15 protein-coding genes are annotated in these 15,142 nt (G+C 72.2%); 3 read left to right on the top strand and 12 right to left on the bottom strand.

The window, feature by feature from the left end:
• Positions 1 to 2 precede the first annotated feature (2 nt).
• The 6 genes from ABT001_RS01765 to ABT001_RS01740 form a co-directional block, all read right to left on the bottom strand.
• Positions 3 to 1,565 (bottom strand): FAD-dependent oxidoreductase, encoded by a 1,563-nt coding sequence (locus ABT001_RS01765; protein ID WP_351270803.1) that lies wholly within the window; start codon positions 1,563 to 1,565, stop codon positions 3 to 5.
• Entirely contained in the window at positions 1,562 to 2,296 is a 735-nt protein-coding gene (locus tag ABT001_RS01760) for a class I SAM-dependent methyltransferase (protein WP_351270800.1), read from the bottom strand. Before ABT001_RS01760 ends, ABT001_RS01765 begins: the two co-directional genes overlap by 4 nt.
• Positions 2,293 to 3,501 carry a lycopene cyclase family protein gene (locus tag ABT001_RS01755; RefSeq protein WP_351270798.1) on the bottom strand — a complete coding sequence of 403 codons (1,209 nt, stop codon included), beginning with the start codon at positions 3,499 to 3,501 and terminating at the stop codon, positions 2,293 to 2,295. The genes ABT001_RS01760 and ABT001_RS01755 overlap by 4 nt, the downstream gene beginning before the upstream one ends.
• Positions 3,498 to 4,763, bottom strand: coding sequence for an NAD(P)/FAD-dependent oxidoreductase (locus ABT001_RS01750; RefSeq protein ID WP_351270795.1), 1,266 nt, complete (start codon positions 4,761 to 4,763; stop codon positions 3,498 to 3,500). The genes ABT001_RS01755 and ABT001_RS01750 overlap by 4 nt, the downstream gene beginning before the upstream one ends.
• Positions 4,764 to 4,905: 142 nt before the next feature.
• A complete protein-coding gene (locus tag ABT001_RS01745; protein WP_351270793.1) occupies positions 4,906 to 5,097 on the bottom strand; it encodes a hypervirulence associated TUDOR domain-containing protein in 192 nt (63 codons plus the stop codon).
• Between the two features lie 133 nt (positions 5,098 to 5,230).
• Positions 5,231 to 6,748 carry an alpha/beta hydrolase gene (locus tag ABT001_RS01740; RefSeq protein WP_351270791.1) on the bottom strand — a complete coding sequence of 506 codons (1,518 nt, stop codon included), beginning with the start codon at positions 6,746 to 6,748 and terminating at the stop codon, positions 5,231 to 5,233.
• Between the two features lie 91 nt (positions 6,749 to 6,839).
• Between ABT001_RS01740 and ABT001_RS01735 the strand changes: the two genes are divergently transcribed.
• Complete coding sequence (locus tag ABT001_RS01735) at positions 6,840 to 7,805, top strand: MerR family transcriptional regulator (RefSeq protein ID WP_351270789.1); 966 nt, start codon at positions 6,840 to 6,842, stop codon at positions 7,803 to 7,805.
• Positions 7,806 to 7,829: 24 nt separating this feature from the next.
• Here ABT001_RS01735 and ABT001_RS01730 read toward each other — a convergent pair whose 3' ends face one another.
• From ABT001_RS01730 to ABT001_RS01705, 6 genes are all read right to left on the bottom strand, one after another.
• A complete protein-coding gene (locus ABT001_RS01730) occupies positions 7,830 to 8,258 on the bottom strand; it encodes a GvpU-like protein (RefSeq protein ID WP_351270787.1) in 429 nt (142 codons plus the stop codon).
• Between the two features lie 169 nt (positions 8,259 to 8,427).
• Positions 8,428 to 9,639 carry a phospholipase D-like domain-containing protein gene (locus tag ABT001_RS01725; protein WP_351270785.1) on the bottom strand — a complete coding sequence of 404 codons (1,212 nt, stop codon included), beginning with the start codon at positions 9,637 to 9,639 and terminating at the stop codon, positions 8,428 to 8,430.
• Between the two features lie 220 nt (positions 9,640 to 9,859).
• The gene (locus ABT001_RS01720) at positions 9,860 to 10,396 is read right to left on the bottom strand and encodes a cysteine hydrolase family protein (protein WP_351270782.1); all 537 of its coding nucleotides are present in this window, start codon (positions 10,394 to 10,396) and stop codon (positions 9,860 to 9,862) included.
• 74 nt (positions 10,397 to 10,470) lie between these two features.
• The gene (locus tag ABT001_RS01715) at positions 10,471 to 10,842 is read right to left on the bottom strand and encodes a VOC family protein (RefSeq protein ID WP_351270779.1); all 372 of its coding nucleotides are present in this window, start codon (positions 10,840 to 10,842) and stop codon (positions 10,471 to 10,473) included.
• Between the two features lie 49 nt (positions 10,843 to 10,891).
• Entirely contained in the window at positions 10,892 to 12,379 is a 1,488-nt protein-coding gene (locus ABT001_RS01710) for an aminotransferase class I/II-fold pyridoxal phosphate-dependent enzyme (RefSeq protein WP_351270776.1), read from the bottom strand.
• A gap of 40 nt (positions 12,380 to 12,419) precedes the next feature.
• Entirely contained in the window at positions 12,420 to 13,307 is an 888-nt protein-coding gene (locus ABT001_RS01705) for an SDR family oxidoreductase (protein ID WP_351270773.1), read from the bottom strand.
• Between the two features lie 153 nt (positions 13,308 to 13,460).
• On the opposite strand from ABT001_RS01705, the gene ABT001_RS01700 reads away from it, so the two are divergent.
• Positions 13,461 to 14,360, top strand: coding sequence for a metallophosphoesterase family protein (locus ABT001_RS01700; RefSeq protein WP_351270770.1), 900 nt, complete (start codon positions 13,461 to 13,463; stop codon positions 14,358 to 14,360).
• The gene (locus ABT001_RS01695) at positions 14,357 to 15,028 is read left to right on the top strand and encodes a 4'-phosphopantetheinyl transferase family protein (RefSeq protein WP_351270767.1); all 672 of its coding nucleotides are present in this window, start codon (positions 14,357 to 14,359) and stop codon (positions 15,026 to 15,028) included. Before ABT001_RS01700 ends, ABT001_RS01695 begins: the two co-directional genes overlap by 4 nt.
• The last annotated feature ends 114 nt before the right edge of the window (positions 15,029 to 15,142 follow it).

The raw sequence follows: 15,142 nt of genomic DNA, 5'->3' as shown, positions 1-15,142 counted from the left end.
CGTCAGTGCCTCGCGGCCAGGCCCGCGAGGGCGCGCAGCACCCGGGAGCGCCCGGTGCGCGGGACGGTCCAGAGCGTCTGGCCCCGGATGCCCCACTCGGCGAGCAGGGCGTTGGCCGCCAGGAACCCCGAGGTCGCGGCCCGCTCCATCAGGGCCACGGGGAGGCCGGTGCGGACCAGGTCGCCCGCCAGCGTGACGCGGGGGTGGGGGGAGCGTACGGCGGGCCGGCGGTGGTAATCGCCCACGGAGAAGACGGGACAGTCGGCACGCCATTCGTGGCGGGCGTCGACGACCCGGGCGCCCGCGGTCTCCGGGTAGACCTCGTGCAGCCGGCCGAGCAACCGGCGCCGGACCTCCTCCGGTTCGGCTCCCGCGTCGACGGCGTACGCGTGGAGTTCCACCACGGAGCCGCCCGTCCGCGCGGCCCACCGGGCCGACTCGCCCTCCCAGCGGTCCAGGACGCTGATGTTGTCGAGCCCGTCGTAGCCACTGGTGCCGAGGAACCCGGCACGGTCCCCGCGCACGGGGCGGTCGAGCCACAGCCGGGACACGAGGAACGGTGGCGCCGTGCGCAGGGCCGCGATGTCCGCCCGCCAGGAGGCGTCCCCCAACTCCTCGGAGGCGCCCACGACCTGGCGCAGGCCGCAGGTGTCCAGGGCGAGGACCACGGCCTGGTGGCGGTCGGAGGACCCCTCGGTCTCCACGGTCAGGTCTCCGTCCGCCGCCGGGCGGACGCGGTGGACCGGAGTGCCGGTGCGCACCTCGGCGCCGAGATGCCGCAGGTAGCCGCCGAGAGGCTCCCAGAGCGCCTGGGGGAAGGGCTCGCGCGGCACGTCGAAGAGGAGGCCCTCGGACGATCCGAGGAAGTAGATGTGGAACATCAGCAGCAGTTCGGCGGCGGACAGCTCGCGGGGATCGGCGAAGAAACTGCGGGAGAACACCTCGAAGGCCAGATGGCGGGCGGCTGCGGGGAAGTTGATCCGGCGCAGGAAGTCCTCGGCGCTGACCCCGTCGAACCGCTCGTACACCTGGGGGACCCGTACGTCGAGGAGGGGCAGGGCCTCGCGGGGATCCATCGCGGCGAGGTCGCGCCAGCCGAACGAGGGGCTGAGCGCGACGAATCCGAGCGCGCTCCACGGCGGGGTCCGTGGCACACGGGCGAATCCGTCCGTCATGCCGTCACGGTGCCGGAGCGGATAGTCCGGCAACGGGGTGAGCGCCGTGAGTCCGGGATCCGCACGACGCAGCAGTCCCCGCAGGTTGTAGTACTGGCGGAAGAAGGCGTGGAAGCCCCGGCTCATCGTCGCCCCTGACCCGTCGGCGAGCCGGACGGGCCACCCCGCCAGACGCCCGCCGAGGGTCTCCCCCTGTTCGTACAGCGTCACGCGAACACCGCGTTCGGCGAGCGCGGTCGCCGCGGCGAGGCCGGCGATACCGCCGCCGACCACCGCCGCCGAGGGCGCCTCGCCGGAGAAGCGCTCGCGTCCCGGTTCCGGCGTGAGCACCTCCGCCCGGCGGTCACGTCCGTGCCGAGTGGCCCCGGGGCGGGGTGGGCGGGCGTTCATGACGCCTCGGGACCGGTCGGCCCCACGCCGCTCCGGGCCAGGAACACGTGGACGATCCCGCTCTGCCAGCCCCCGACGGGAACGGTCCGCACGAAGGGGAATCCCGCCCCGGCGATCCTCCGCGCGAAGACGGGCGCCGTGTCGAACGCGAGGACACTGCGCCACAGATGGTGGTACAGCTCGCGGTCGCCGGTCAGCGTCCCCGCCGGGATGATCACGCCCCGGCACACCGTGTTCCACACCGCCCGGTGCACGGGCGAGCCGCTGAGGCTGTACTCGTGGACCAGCAGACGGCCGCCGGGCCGCAGGAGGGAGCGCACCGACGCGAGGACCCCGACCGGATCGGCGACGTTACGGAAGAGGTAGGCGGCGAAGACCGCGTCGTACGAGCCATCGTCGTCGGTGGCAGCGAGTTCCTCCGCCGAGCGGTGCACGAAACGGACGTTCGGGGGCCAGCGTTTCAGCCGCGCCCGCTCCAGCATCCCGGCGGACGCGTCGACGGCCGTGACCCGGGCGTACGGGGCCGCCCGGAGCAGTGCCCGCGTGGAGGTTCCGGTTCCGCAGCCGAGGTCGAGCACCCGCAGCCCCCTCCCGCCGCGGGGTAGCCGGAGGCGGTGCGCCGAGCGCAGGAGGTCGGAGCGGTAGCCCGGATTCAGTGAGGTGAGCCGGTCGTACGCGTGTGACGCGTGGTCGAAGGCGTGTGCCAGGTCCTGGTCCCGCAGCAGGGTCATCGGGGGCTCTCTTCGGATCGGCCGGCGGCCCGGCGGGCGAGAAAGGGGAGTTCGGCCGCGGTACGGAGCATCGGGCCCACCGGTGTGCGCAGCCCGATGCCGAACTCCTCCCACGGTGTGCTCCCGCCGTCGAGGAAACGCAGCAGCCGCTCCATGGGGACGCGCCGGAAGAGCCCGGTGAAGAAGCGCGGCCCGTCCACCCGCCCGGTGTCGAGGGCCCGGAGCAGTACGGCGTCCATGGCGAGCGCCCGGCGGCCGTGCGGCGGCGGGACGTCAGGAGAGCCGTGGTGGAGCGCGGCGGCGATGGCCCTGCTCTGGCGCTGCACGGCGGCGAACGTGTAGCCGGTGGCCGGACGGGTGGCGCCCCCGGCTGCGCCGACGCGGAAGACGGCGCGTCCGGTCCGGCGGGGGAAGCGGGCGTCGGTCATGGGGATGACGCCCTGTTCGGCCGACTCCACGGTGAACGGGCCGAGTCTCAGGACGTCGCCCGTGTACTGCCGCAGAGCGGCTTCGTACGCCGCTGTCGTGAGCGGGGCACGGGAGAACTCGGTGTACTCCACCAGTGCGTGGTCCGGTGCGAGCGGCAGGACGTAGCCGAACGCGAGCCCGTGGCGGGGCTGCGGGACGCGGAAGTCCATGAGGTCCGCCACCCCGGGCTCGAAGCGGGGCACCGGGGTGCGCACGAACCATCCCCGGAAGTGCTGCAGGAGCAGGGTGCGGTGCGGTGGGGTGGCGTGCACGGGCCGTGAGTCGAAGACGCGTCGGCCGCGCAGGACGAGGGGGTGACCGTCGGCCGTCGTGCAGCGGACCTCCGCGCCGTACGGTGCGTCGCGCACCTCGTGGGCGGTGGCACGCAGGACGCGGGCCGTCGGGGAAGCCGCGAGGCGGGAGTGGACCAGCCGTTCGAAGGGGGCCGAGCGGACCATGCGGTAGCGCAGGGGTGCGGGCTCAGACTCGATGACCTCGCCGTCCGGCCCCCGTACCCTCAGCCGCCGCCAGGAAGCGACGACGGCCTCCTCGAAGTCGCCGATGCCGGCTTCCCAGTAGCACCAGGTGCGCTCCGCCGGACGCAGCGGCCCGTCGGGGGCATCCACCAGCGTCACCGTCTCACCGGTCCTGGCGAGCAGGTGCGCCAGGCAGAGCCCGGCGGCTCCGCCGCCCACGACGACGGCGTCGTCCACCCGTCCCGGGACAGGGCCGGTCACGTCGCGGCGGTCCGCGCCGCCGCCCGGTCGGCCAGCAGCTCGCGGGCCGCCCGGCTGCCGGAGGCCAGGGCGCCCTGCACCGAGCCGGTGGCCCGGTGGTCCCCGCAGACGTAGCGCCCTCGCGCGAAACGCGTCGTGCGGCTCAGCGGCCAGGGAGGCCGCATGGCGGGAAGGGCACCCTCCACGGTGTAGGCGGCGACCGTGTCCCAGGTGCTGGTGTCCGTGTCGTACAGCTCGGCGAGCCGCGCGCGGACCGTCCGGTCCCCGCCGGGCGGACCCGCGCCGAGGAACGAGGTCGACACCAGAGCCGTGCCCGGGGGAGCGTAGGTGGGAGCCACCTCGGAGAGGACGCAGCTGTTCAGCACGGCGAGGCCGCTGTCCACCACCAGGGTCGGCTCGGTCAGCGGTGACCGCTCGGCCGCGTGGTAGTACGTCGTCACCGTACGGGTGTCGGGTACCGGCAGACCGGGAAGCAGCTTCGCCGCCGTGGCGCTGTCGGTGGCCACGACGACGCAGCCGGCCGGCCGCTCGCCGCCGTCGGTCAGGAGGACCCCGGAGTCCGTGACCTCCGCGACGGACGAGGCGAGCCGGAGCGTGCCGTCCGGCAGGCGGGCGGCGAGCTGGGCCGGCACGGCGCCGATGCCCCGGGCGGGCAGACAGAGCGTGCCGCGCGCCATGCTCCGCCAGACCAGGTGCAGGAATCGTGCCGAGGTCTCCAGCCCTTCCTCCAGGAACACCCCGGACAGGAACGGCCGGAGCAGGTCCTCGATCGCGCGTGGAGACAGCCCGGCGCGGACGAGCGCGTCCGCCGCGGAGCGGTCGGTCATACGTCCCAGCCGCCTCGCGGGGAGCAGGACGTCACGGGCGGTCAGTGCGGCGAGGGCGGCCAGGTCCCGGGCCGGCAGGACCCGCCCCGGCAGCAGCGAGCCCGCGTCCTCGGGCCGCCGGGTGGGGTCGGTGACGCGCACCCGCCCGGACGGTGTCCTGGCGATGAGACCGGGGGTGAACGGCCGCAGGCGCAGCGCCCGCAGGTCCAGGCGCTTCTTCACCTGGGGGTAGGAGGTGTTGAAGACCTGGAAGCCGCGGTCCAGGAGGAAGCCGTCCCTGCGGTCCGTGCGCATCCGCCCGCCGACCTCGTCGGACGCCTCCAGCAGCTCGACGCGGAGGCCCGCGCCGCAGAGGTCGAGTGCGCAGGCCAGGCCCGCCGGTCCGGCGCCCACGACGACGACATCCGGTGTCGACGGGTTCTGTCGGTTCGTCATCCGCGTCCTTCGGTTCGTTCCCCGGAAGCTGACGGGGTGTCAACCCGATCATGTTCCGGGGCCCGAAGCCAGCAGCCGCCACGGGATCCCTGCTACGTGTGACCCGTGTGCCCGTCGCCGGGTCCCGTTCACCCGAGGACGGTCAGGAGTCGTGGCGCCTCGTGCGCAGTGCGTCGGGCTTGTGCACGGCGGACCGGCCCGACGCGTCGCTCCTCACCTCGTACTGCGGATCCTCGTCCGAGGCGTCGACGGTCCGCCCGGCCGCACGGGTGCGGTCCGTGTGCTTCTTGGTGACCTTGCCCGCCACGTCCTGGCTGTGGCTCTTCCAGGACACCTTGTCGCCCTTGCCCAGGCTGTCGTTCTTTCGTCACGAGGATTTCCTCGAACGAGCGGTCGAATCCGCCGCGTATCTTCCAGCGTCGGACAGATCACCCGGCAGCGCACCCGGTGGCCGGACGCCCGCAGGCTCAGGCGGTCAGATGCCGCAGCACCGTGCGCATGGCCCGGTGCACGGCCTCGCGCGACTCGTCCGTCCGGTCGACCGCCTCGAAGTCATGGTGGCCGTTCGGCACGTCGATCACCTCGACAGCGGCGCCGTGCGCGTGCGCTGCGGCCAGGAACATTTCCACGGTGGACGCGACGGCGGCCGCCTCCAGCCCTGCCCGGACCAGCACGATCGGCAGGGAACCAGAGTGGGCGACCGCGTCAGCCGGGTGGAAGCGGCCGTCGAGCCGCCCCCAGTTCGGCAGCGCCGCCATGACGGGGTAGTTGGCCGCGAGACAGCGCAGCCACGGAGGGGGCCCGCCCAGCCAGTCCGCGGTGAGCGGACCGCTGCCCGAGAAGAACCACAGCGCGACCCGGTCCGCGTCCACCCGCGGATCGGCCCGTACCCGTTCCACCGCGTCCGCCAGGTCGGCGGCCGCCTGCTCGTAGTCGGTCAGGGCGTGGAGACGGTGGTCGAGAGTCACCCCCACCACCCCCCGCTCCGCCGCGAGACGGGCGTACCCCATCAGGCCCGGCCAGTCCCGTGGGGTCGGCCGGGCCTCACGGGGGACCGGGCCACCGTGCACGAAGAGCACCGCCGGGCGTGGACCACGGGCGTCGGGCGGCAGGTACAGATCGACGTTGTCCGTACGCTCACGGGGAAGGCCGGGCACGTCCAGCAGGAACGGCGGCGGTGGCGTGCCGCCCGCCGGACTCAGCCGATGGCCCCCGCCCGCCGCGGCCTCCAGCAGTGTCACCGCCAGTGACATGGGACCGGACAGCATCGGCCAGTGCCCTGTGGGCAGTTCGAAGAAGGTCACCCGAGGATCGGTCAGCCCCTGCAGTGAGGGTTCCCCGAAGTCCACCCGGGCCTGGACCATCGCGATGGTCGCCCCGTTGCCGGCGCACAGGACCCCCGCCATCGGCACCGTCGCCGCCGCGCCGGTCAGTCTCAGCGGCTGGAGCAGCGTGCCCAGCGGCTGCGGCGACGCGAGGGCCGTGAGCCGGTCGAGCGCCGGTCCGGGGACGTCCGCGGTGCTGCCCCAGAGCTGCCACGCGTCGCGAGCCGGAGGCGCCAGCGTCCCGCCCGCCTTCCCCGCGACCCCGGCGGCGGCCCGCAGCACCTCCTCGCGCACGCCCTGGTCGGGCACGGCCGCCAGAGCGGGGACACCGTCCTGGGGCAGCCCCGAGTCCAGGTAGACGATCCGGGCGATCGCCTCCGCCCGCCGGTCGGCGGCCCCCAGGACCGGATGGATGCCGTAGTCGTGGCCCACCAGCACGATCTCCCCGCCCCCCTCGCGCGCGACCGCGTCGATCACCGCGAGGACATCGGCGATGTGCCTCGCCAGGTCGATCTCCGCACCGTCCGCGGCGGGGGCTCCGGCGAGTCCGCTCAGGGCCACCGCCCGGACCTCGGCGCCCGCCGCGGTCAGACGCGCGGCCGTCTCCTCCCACACGTACGGTCCGGTGAACACACCGGACACCAGGATGAACGTGGTCATGATCTCTCCTCGATACGCCGTCGTCCTCGGCCGGCCGAAATCCCGGCCCCACTCGCGGGTACCGTAGGAACTCCCCCTGAGGGAGGTTCAAGTGTCCTCGTCGTACGACGGGCTGTGGGGCATCGGCGAACTGGCCGAGCGTGCGGGAGTCAGCGTCAAGACGGTCCGCTTCTACTCCGACGGTGGCCTGCTCCCCGAGGCGTCCCGCAGCGCGGGCGGGCACCGCAGGTACGGTCCCGACTCCCTCGAGCGGCTGCGGATGATCCGCTCCCTGCGCGCCTTGGACCTCCCGGTGCCTGCGGTGCGCCGCATCCTGGACGAGGAGGAGACGGCCGGGCGCCCCGGCGGCGCCCTGGAGGACGCCCTCGCCGGGCAGTTGCGCACGCTCGGGAACCAGCTGGCCGCGCTGCGCTGGAGGGAGGCGGCGCTCCGCGCGGTGCAGGAGTGCCCCGCGGCCGAACGCGCGAGCCGGCTGCGGCTGATCGGAGCGGTGACCGCCCCGCCGACCACCGCACCGCTGGCCCGTTTCTGGCGCGGCTGGCTTCCGCCGCGCATGCCGGCCCGGTCCGTCACCGCCTTCCTGGAGGCGGCGGTCCCGCAGCCGCCCGAGGACCCAGAGCCCGTCCACGTCCTGGCCTTCGCCCGCCTGTGCGCCCTGGTGTCCCGCCCCTGCGACGCACAGGAGCGGAGCCGGACCCAGCCCCATACGCACAAGGCCGCGGGAGCCCGTGCTTCGGCCGTGCTGTACGCGGGTCTGGCCGAGGCCTACGACCTGGCTGCCGCCGAGATGCGGCAGGCCAGGGGACCGCGCCCGGGAGAGGCGCTGGAAGCGTTCGTGGACGCGTACGCGCGCACCCGCGGTACCGCGGACACCCCCGGCTTCCGCCGGGTGCTCGCCCGGCGGCTGGCGGCCGATCCGCGCATCGACCGCTACTGGGAGCTGACGGCGGAGCTGGTCAGCCCTCCGGCCGGTCGGCCCGAGCCGACGCCCGGGTCCGCACACGACTGGCTCCTCGCCGCACTGCGGGACCAGGTGGGGGCGGTTCCGTCCGCGTAGGACCGGCCGGGCCCTGCGCCCCCGTCACTGCGGCCGGCCCAGCGACCAGCCCGACACGTCGGCCAGGCGGCCGCGCCACAGGGGAAGCCGCAGGTCGCCCGCACCGGCGAGGACCAGGGTGGCGTCCCTGAGATGGATCCAGCGCGGCAACTGCGCGGTGCCGTCACCGGGGCCCAGCTCCCGGATCCCCTGGTCCACCGTCTCCGGGAACTCCGCGATCAGATTCGCGCCCTCGCCCTCGACCTGGCGGAGACTGCGCGCCCAGTCGGCCTTCCACGCCTCGTGGCCGATCACATCCCCGTGAAGCACGCCACCGGCCAGGGTGAGTGTGATCGGCAGACCGGAGCGCAGCTCTCTGTCCAGCAGTTGGATCAGCAACTGGAGCTGCAGATCGGGCACGGGTTCCGTGATCACCGCAGTCGTATCCGGTCGTGTCTCGACGGACTCGCTCATGGATCCACTCCCTTCACCTGCCGAGCGGCAGGTGACAGCCCGTATGCCCCCGACGGGAGCCGCCACACTCCTGGGACCCGTGATGTCTCACCGTGGCAGTTCGACCACGGCCACTCCTGATCGCGGGAGGGCACGGGGAGCGCCGGTACGCGGAGCGGTGGCGCACCCGTCACAGCCAGCGGCGTATCGGCAGGACCGCCGCCTCCCGCATCCTCTGCACGGGCGAGCGGCGCTTCCACCGGGCCCCGTCGATCAGTGCGCTCCGCTCCAGATCCGCCTCGAAGTGCCCGTCCAGCGCGGCGGTGAACTCACGGTCGAGCACCGCGAGCATCACCTCCTCGTCGTGTTCGAGCGAGCGGCGGTTGAAATTCGTCGAGCCGATCAGCGAGGCGACCCCGTCCACCGTCAGCGCCTTGGTGTGGAGCATGGTCGGCTGGTACTGGTAGATCTTCACGCCGCAGGCGGTGAGCTCCTCGTAATGGTGCTGGCCGGCCAGCTGGCACACCCGCTTGTCCGTGTGAGGACCGGGAAGCAGGATCTCGACGGAGACGCCTCGCCGTGCGGCGCCGCACAGCAGCCCGATGAAGTAGGTGTCGGGAGCGAAGTAGGCGGTGGTGAGCCGAACCCGCTCCTCGGCGGACTCCAGGACGACGCGCAGCAAGGTCTGCATGTCCTGCCAGCCGAAGCCGGCCGACCCGCGCACCACCTGGACCACCGCGTCGCCGTGCTGCGTGGCCTCGATGAACCTGTCGCGTTCCGTGAACAGCTCGTCGTGGCACTCGGCCCAGTTCTGCGCGAAGGCGGCGGCGAGGCCGTCCACCGCCGGGCCCTGCACCCGCACATGGGTGTCCCGCCACTCGTTCTCGTCGCGGGCGTCACCGCACCACTCCTCGGCTATCCCGACCCCGCCGGTGAACGCGGTCTCCTCATCCGTGACGAGGACCTTGCGGTGACAGCGATGGTTCTGCTTGAGCGGTGAGAGGTACAGGGGCTTGCGGAACCACGCCACCTCCACGCCGGCGCCGTCCATCATCGCCAGCTGGTCCTTCTCGATGAGCCGGGCCCCGAACCCGTCCAGCAGCAGGCGCACCCGCACGCCGGCGCGAGCACGCTCCGACAGAGCCTCGGCGAAGTCGAGGGCGATGTCCCCGCGCCAGTACACGAAGGTCATCATGTCCACCGTGTGTTCCGCGCCACGGATGGCGGCGAGCATCGCGGCGAAGATCTGGTCCCCGTTGCGGAGCGGCACCAGACTGTTGCCCTCGGTCGCGGCGATGCCGATCAGTCGCTCCAGCCGTCGCCGCAGCCGCTGAGCGCGCCGGGCGTAGAGGCCGTCGTCGGGTACGGAGTGCGGGGGTCTCTGCTCTGTGTGGCTGGACATCTCTCACCTGGTGGACCGGGGGTGGTGGGGCAGAGGGTGACTGTACTCCTGGTGTGCCACGCACTCCCCGCCACCGCCCGGAGAGGCCCGAGCAGCCGTCAAGGACACCGGGAGCGGCCTGTCGGGGTGCCCCTGGTCTCTCCGGAGCGGGCCCGGTTCGGCAGGGCTTGCGGCGAGGATCGTGGAGGAGCTCCGTACGGGGTGGCTCGCGGGGTGGCTCTCAGAACACGACGCTCGCGGCCTTCCGGATCGACGCGTTCATGTTCCGTTCCATCATGCGCAGGGCCGCCTGCGCCAGATCCTGGTGGATATGGGCCACGGCGTCGTCGGGAACGGTCACGTCCAGATGACGGATATGGGCGTCGAGCGCCGAGTACAGGACGCACTGTTCGGTGACCTGACCGCACAGGACCACCCGGTCCACATCCAGCTGCGACAGGAGATAGCTCAGAGGCGTCTCGTAGAAGATCGAGTGCCTGGCCTTCACGACGAAGAGGGAATCGTCGTCCGGCAGCACGGGTTCCACCAGATCGCTGTGCGGCCCCGACAACGTCGTCTCGATGATCTCGCCGTGGTGCGACCGCCATTCCCCGAAGTTGTCGTTCACGTAGATCACCGGTACACCGTCGTTCCGCGCGCGTCCGATGAGGTCCACGATGCGGGGGAGCGCGTCGCGCACGGAGGGGACGAGGGCGTCGGCGTCGGGGTGGCCGTATGTGTTGATCATGTCGATGACGACGAGGGCACTTCGGCTCATGGCTCCACCATCGCATCATGCCGTGGGACGAGCGCCCGGAGGCCGCCCCCGGGAGGCGGCGGGCGGTACGGACGTCACAGGAGGCAGAGGCAGAACGGGTGCCCCGCCGGGTCGGCGTACACACGGAACTTGCGCTCACCGCCGCGGTCGTCGACGTCCAGAGGCGTCGCGCCGAGCGCCAGCACCGCCTCCTGGGCGCGCTCGATGTCCGGCACGTCGAGGTCGAGGTGCGCCTGCTGCGAATCGTGGTCCCCTCGGGGCCACTCCGGCGGCCGGTGGTCCGGCGCCCGCTGGAAGGCGATGCGGGATCCGCCCGGGACGTGGAGGACGTACCAGTCCTCGTCGTACGGCTTGACCTCACCTCCGAGAACGGCCTGGTAGAAGGCTGCCAGGGACCGTGGGTCGGGGCAGTCGAGAGCGACGAGGCCGTAGGTGGCGACGGGCATGTCCGGATCCTTCCGTCGGAGGCTTGTTCCACGTGCTGCCCGGCTGCGGTCACTCCCCGGGGGCCCGGCCGTCCGCGAGGACGCGGACCGTCCGCAGCGTGGGGTCGGCAGGATCGGGGACGTTCATTCCCGCCTCGATCCCCGACCGCAGATACCGCAACAGAGGTTCGGTGATGCGCTCACCCGGCAGCACGGTGGGGATGCCGGGCGGATAGGGGGTCATCATCTCGGCGGCGATGCGCCCCACGGCCTTCTCGGCCGGTACGTCCTCGGTTCCGGCGAAGTAGGCGTCCCGGGGCAGACACGTCTGGTCCGGGCGCAGTTCGTCCGGCCCCGGGAGCTCTACGACGGGCGCCGGGTCCAGGGTGTGGGCCTGTCGGGAGAGGTCACGCAGAGCGTCCAGCAGACGGCCGGCGGTGGTCTCGTCGTCGGCATGGGTGAACTGGGCGCTGATGCGGCGGTGGTCGACAAGGTGCATGTCGATCTGATGGTGCGCGCGGAGCCAGTCGGCCGCACGGTATCCGTTGGTGCCCAGTTCGCTGATGTCGATGATCACGGGGAGCGGGTCGAACTCCGCGGCCTTGCCCGGTCCGCAGAAGTCGTCGCGGTCGTTCACGTGCATCCCGTCGATCTTCTCGATCCGTTCCCGGACGTCTCCGGCCAGTTCGAGGGCCCGGGACAGCAGCTCGTGCCCGTGCAGGACCATCTGCCGCCGCCAGCCGTCGATGCCCGCGTACAGCAGGACCGACGGGCTCGTGGTCCCGAGCAGATCCGCGCGTGAGGCGAGCGTGTCGTGGTCGACGAGGTCGCCCTGGAGATGGAAGACCGAGCCTTGCTCCAGACCGCTTCCCATCTTGTGGATGCTGGTGACACAGACATCCGCTCCGGCGTCCATGGCCCAGGAGGGCAGGTCCGGGTGGAACGGCAGATGGGCGCCCCAGGCCTCGTCGACGATGACGGGCCTGGACCGGCGGTGGCACACCTCGGCGATGGCACGCAGATCCGCCGCGGAACCGTACGGGGTGGGGCTGGTGACCAGGGCGCCGCAGGCATCCGGATGCTGCTCGAACGCCTTCTCGAAGGAGTCCGCCGACGGTGCGTGGGCGAGGTGCCGCTCGGTGTCCCACTGCGGTTCCACCCACACGGGTTCGATGCCGGAGAGGATCAGACCGGCGACGACGGACTTGTGGGCGTCCCGGCCGACCAGGAGCTTGCGGTGCGGGGCGGCCACGCTGAGCATGGCGGCCTTGACCGACAGGGAGCTGCCGCAGGTGGAGAAGAACGTGTGCTCGGCGTGCACCGCGTCGGCCATCAACTGCTCGGCGCGTTGCAGGACATGGGAGGTCTGGCGGCGGTCGTCCAGCCCGCCGGAGGCCAGTACGTCGCCGAAGAACACCGCGTCCCCGAGGACGGCCCGCACGGCGGGTGCCGCACCGCGAGCCTGTTTGTGGCCGGGTGGGGAGAAGCCCAGCTGCCGCTTCTCCTTGTAGGCCGCCAGCGCATCGAGAACGGGTGCTTGATGATGGTCTGCGCGCATATGCTTCGCCTTCCCCTGCGGTGTGCGGATCAATCGCGCGTCAGGGCAACGGCGTGCCGCCGGTCGCGTTCATGATCTCGCCGGTGATGAACGACGCGTTCGACGAGGCGAGGAAGACGTAGGCGGGCGCCATCTCGGCCGGCTGGGCGGGCCGGCCCAGCGGGCTCTGTTTCCCGAACTCCGTGGTGTCGGGCAGGGTCGCGGGGATGAGGGGTGTCCAGACCGGCCCGGGCGCGACCGCGTTCACACGGATTCCGTCGGACGCCAGCATCTGGGCGAGTCCCTGGGTGAAGGTGACGATGGCGCCCTTGGTCATGGCGTAGTCCAGCAGGTGAGGACTGGGCTTGTAGGCCTGTACCGAGGTCGTGTTGATGATCGAGCCGCCTGCGGGGATGTGCGGCAGGGCGGCCTTGCACAGCCAGAACATTCCGTACAGGTTGGTCCGCACCACGCGGTCGAACTGGGATGTCGAGATGGCGGCGATGCCGTCGGGCTGGGACATCTGGTAGGCGGCGTTGTTCACCAGGATGTCGATCCGGCCGAACTCGGACACGGCCCGCTCGACGAGGGCCCCGCACTGCTTCTCGTCGCGGATGTCGCACTCCACGGAGACCGCCCTGCGGCCCGCCTGTTCGACGAGGCGGCACGTTTCCCGCGCCTCGCTCCGCTCCTCGGGCAGGTGGGTCAGGAGCACGTCCGCCCCTTCCCGCGCGAAGGCCAGGGCCACCGCCCGGCCGATGCCGGAATCGCCCCCGGTGACGACCGCCTTGCGGTCGACGAGGAGACCGCTGCCCTCGTACGAGTCCTCCCCGTGGTCCGGCGGCGGGTCCATCGGCCCGGTCCAGCCCGGATGCTCTTGGTCCTGCTGGGGGAAGTCAGGTCGCGGGTGGCGCCGCGTGGGGTCCTGGGGCTGTTCCGGGTGCGTCATCGACGTCTCCTCCGTCCGTTCCGGTCGCGGGCATGCTGCGTACGTGCCGTCGGGTGCCCCGAGGGCGTTCGGTCAATCATCCCGGGCGGACGAACGGTGGGCATGTTGAGCGGGGCGGCCCCGGTGGCGCCGCGGAGACGGTAAATTCGAACGATGAGTTCCCCCACCGAGCATGAGCACCCGCCGAGGGGCGGTGGCCGGCTCCTCGCGGTCAGCGATCTCCACGTCGGGATCGCCGACAACCGTCCCGTGGCCGACAGCCTGCGTCCGTCGTCCGACGAGGACTGGCTCATCGTCGCGGGGGACGTGGCGGAGCAGGCGGAAGAGGTCGAACGCGCGCTCGAACTGCTAGCGGGACGATTCGCGCATGTGGTGTGGACCCCCGGGAACCACGAACTGTGGACCGTGGACAAGGACCCCGTACGGCTGCGCGGGCGGGCGAGGTACGACCACCTGGTCGAGGTGTGCCGTGAGCTCGGCGTGACCACGCCTGAGGATCCCTACCCCCGGTGGCAGGGTGCAGGCGGCCCGGTGGCCGTGGCGCCCGTGTTCCTCCTGTACGACTACTCCTTCAGGGTGCCCGGGACGGCGACCAAGGAGGAGTCCCTGGCCCGTGCGCACGAGGCGGGTGTCGTGTGCACCGACGAGTACCTTCTGCACCCGGACCCCTATCCGGCCAGGGACGACTGGTGCCGGGCACGGGTGGCACTCACCGAGGAGCGGCTGGCCGCGCACGACCCGGAGGTCCCCCTCGTGATCGCCGGGCACTGGCCGCTGCTGAGGGAGCCCACGTCCGTGATGTGGTACCCGGAGTTCGCCCAGTGGTGCGGTACGGAACTCACCGCCGACTGGCACCGCCGCTTCAACGTCGCCGCCGTCGTCTACGGCCACCTCCACATCCCCCGTACGACCTGGCACGACGGTGTGCGGTTCGAGGAGGTCTCGATCGGCTACCCGAGGGAGTGGCGCAAGCGTGGCCACCCGCGCGGGCTGTTGCGGCAGATCCTTCCGTACGAGGGTCAGCAGGCGGCCACGGAAGGCGACGCCCGGTGATCGAGAGGCTTCTTCCCGCGAGCGTCGCGTGCGCGGACACCTTCGAGAAGGACGCTCCGGCAGGCAGCCTGTATCCCGAGGAGGCGCGGCTGGTGGCCACGAGCGTGGAGCGGCGCAGACAGGAGTTCGCCGCCGTGCGCGTCTGCGCGAGACGCGCCATGGCCGCTCTGGGGCTGCCCCCGTCACCGGTGCTGCGTGGGCACCGCGGAGTGCCGTTGTGGCCCGAGGGGACCGTCGGCAGCATGACGCACTGCGACGGATACCGGGCGGCGGCCCTGGCCAGGGCGTCCGAGGTGCGTGCGGTCGGTATCGATGCCGAGCCGAACGAACCGCTTCCGGACGGTGTGTGGGAGCTGATATCCGTGCCGTCGGAAAGGGCGCGTGTTCCCGCCGGTGCCGAGGGTTCGGCGGTCCACTGGGGGAGGCTGCTCTTCAGTGCCAAGGAGAGCGTCTTCAAGACGTGGTTTCCGCTCACCAGGATCGAGCTCGACTTCGACGAGGCGGACATCACCTTCCAGGCGGACCCGGGAACGGTTGCCGAAGGCACCTTCACCGCGGAACTTTCGCGCGCGGCCCCCGGGATGCCGAGCTCGTACGAGGGCAGGTGGCTGGTCGAAGGCGGCTTCGTGGTGACCGCGATCGTGCTGCCCGCGAACCCTTCCCCCTGACACCGGGCCCGGTGGGCGCCTAGCTTGATCTTTAACCTCGGGGTCCGAACGGTCCGTCGTACTTGATCACTCGGGCTGGTAACTGCGGTACACGCAGGCGGCCTTCGGCTGAGC

Origin of the sequence: Streptomyces sp. NPDC002793, assembly GCF_040295485.1 — a bacterium.
Taxonomy (GTDB): domain Bacteria; phylum Actinomycetota; class Actinomycetes; order Streptomycetales; family Streptomycetaceae; genus Streptomyces.
This window is presented reverse-complemented; position numbering and strand designations above follow the sequence as displayed.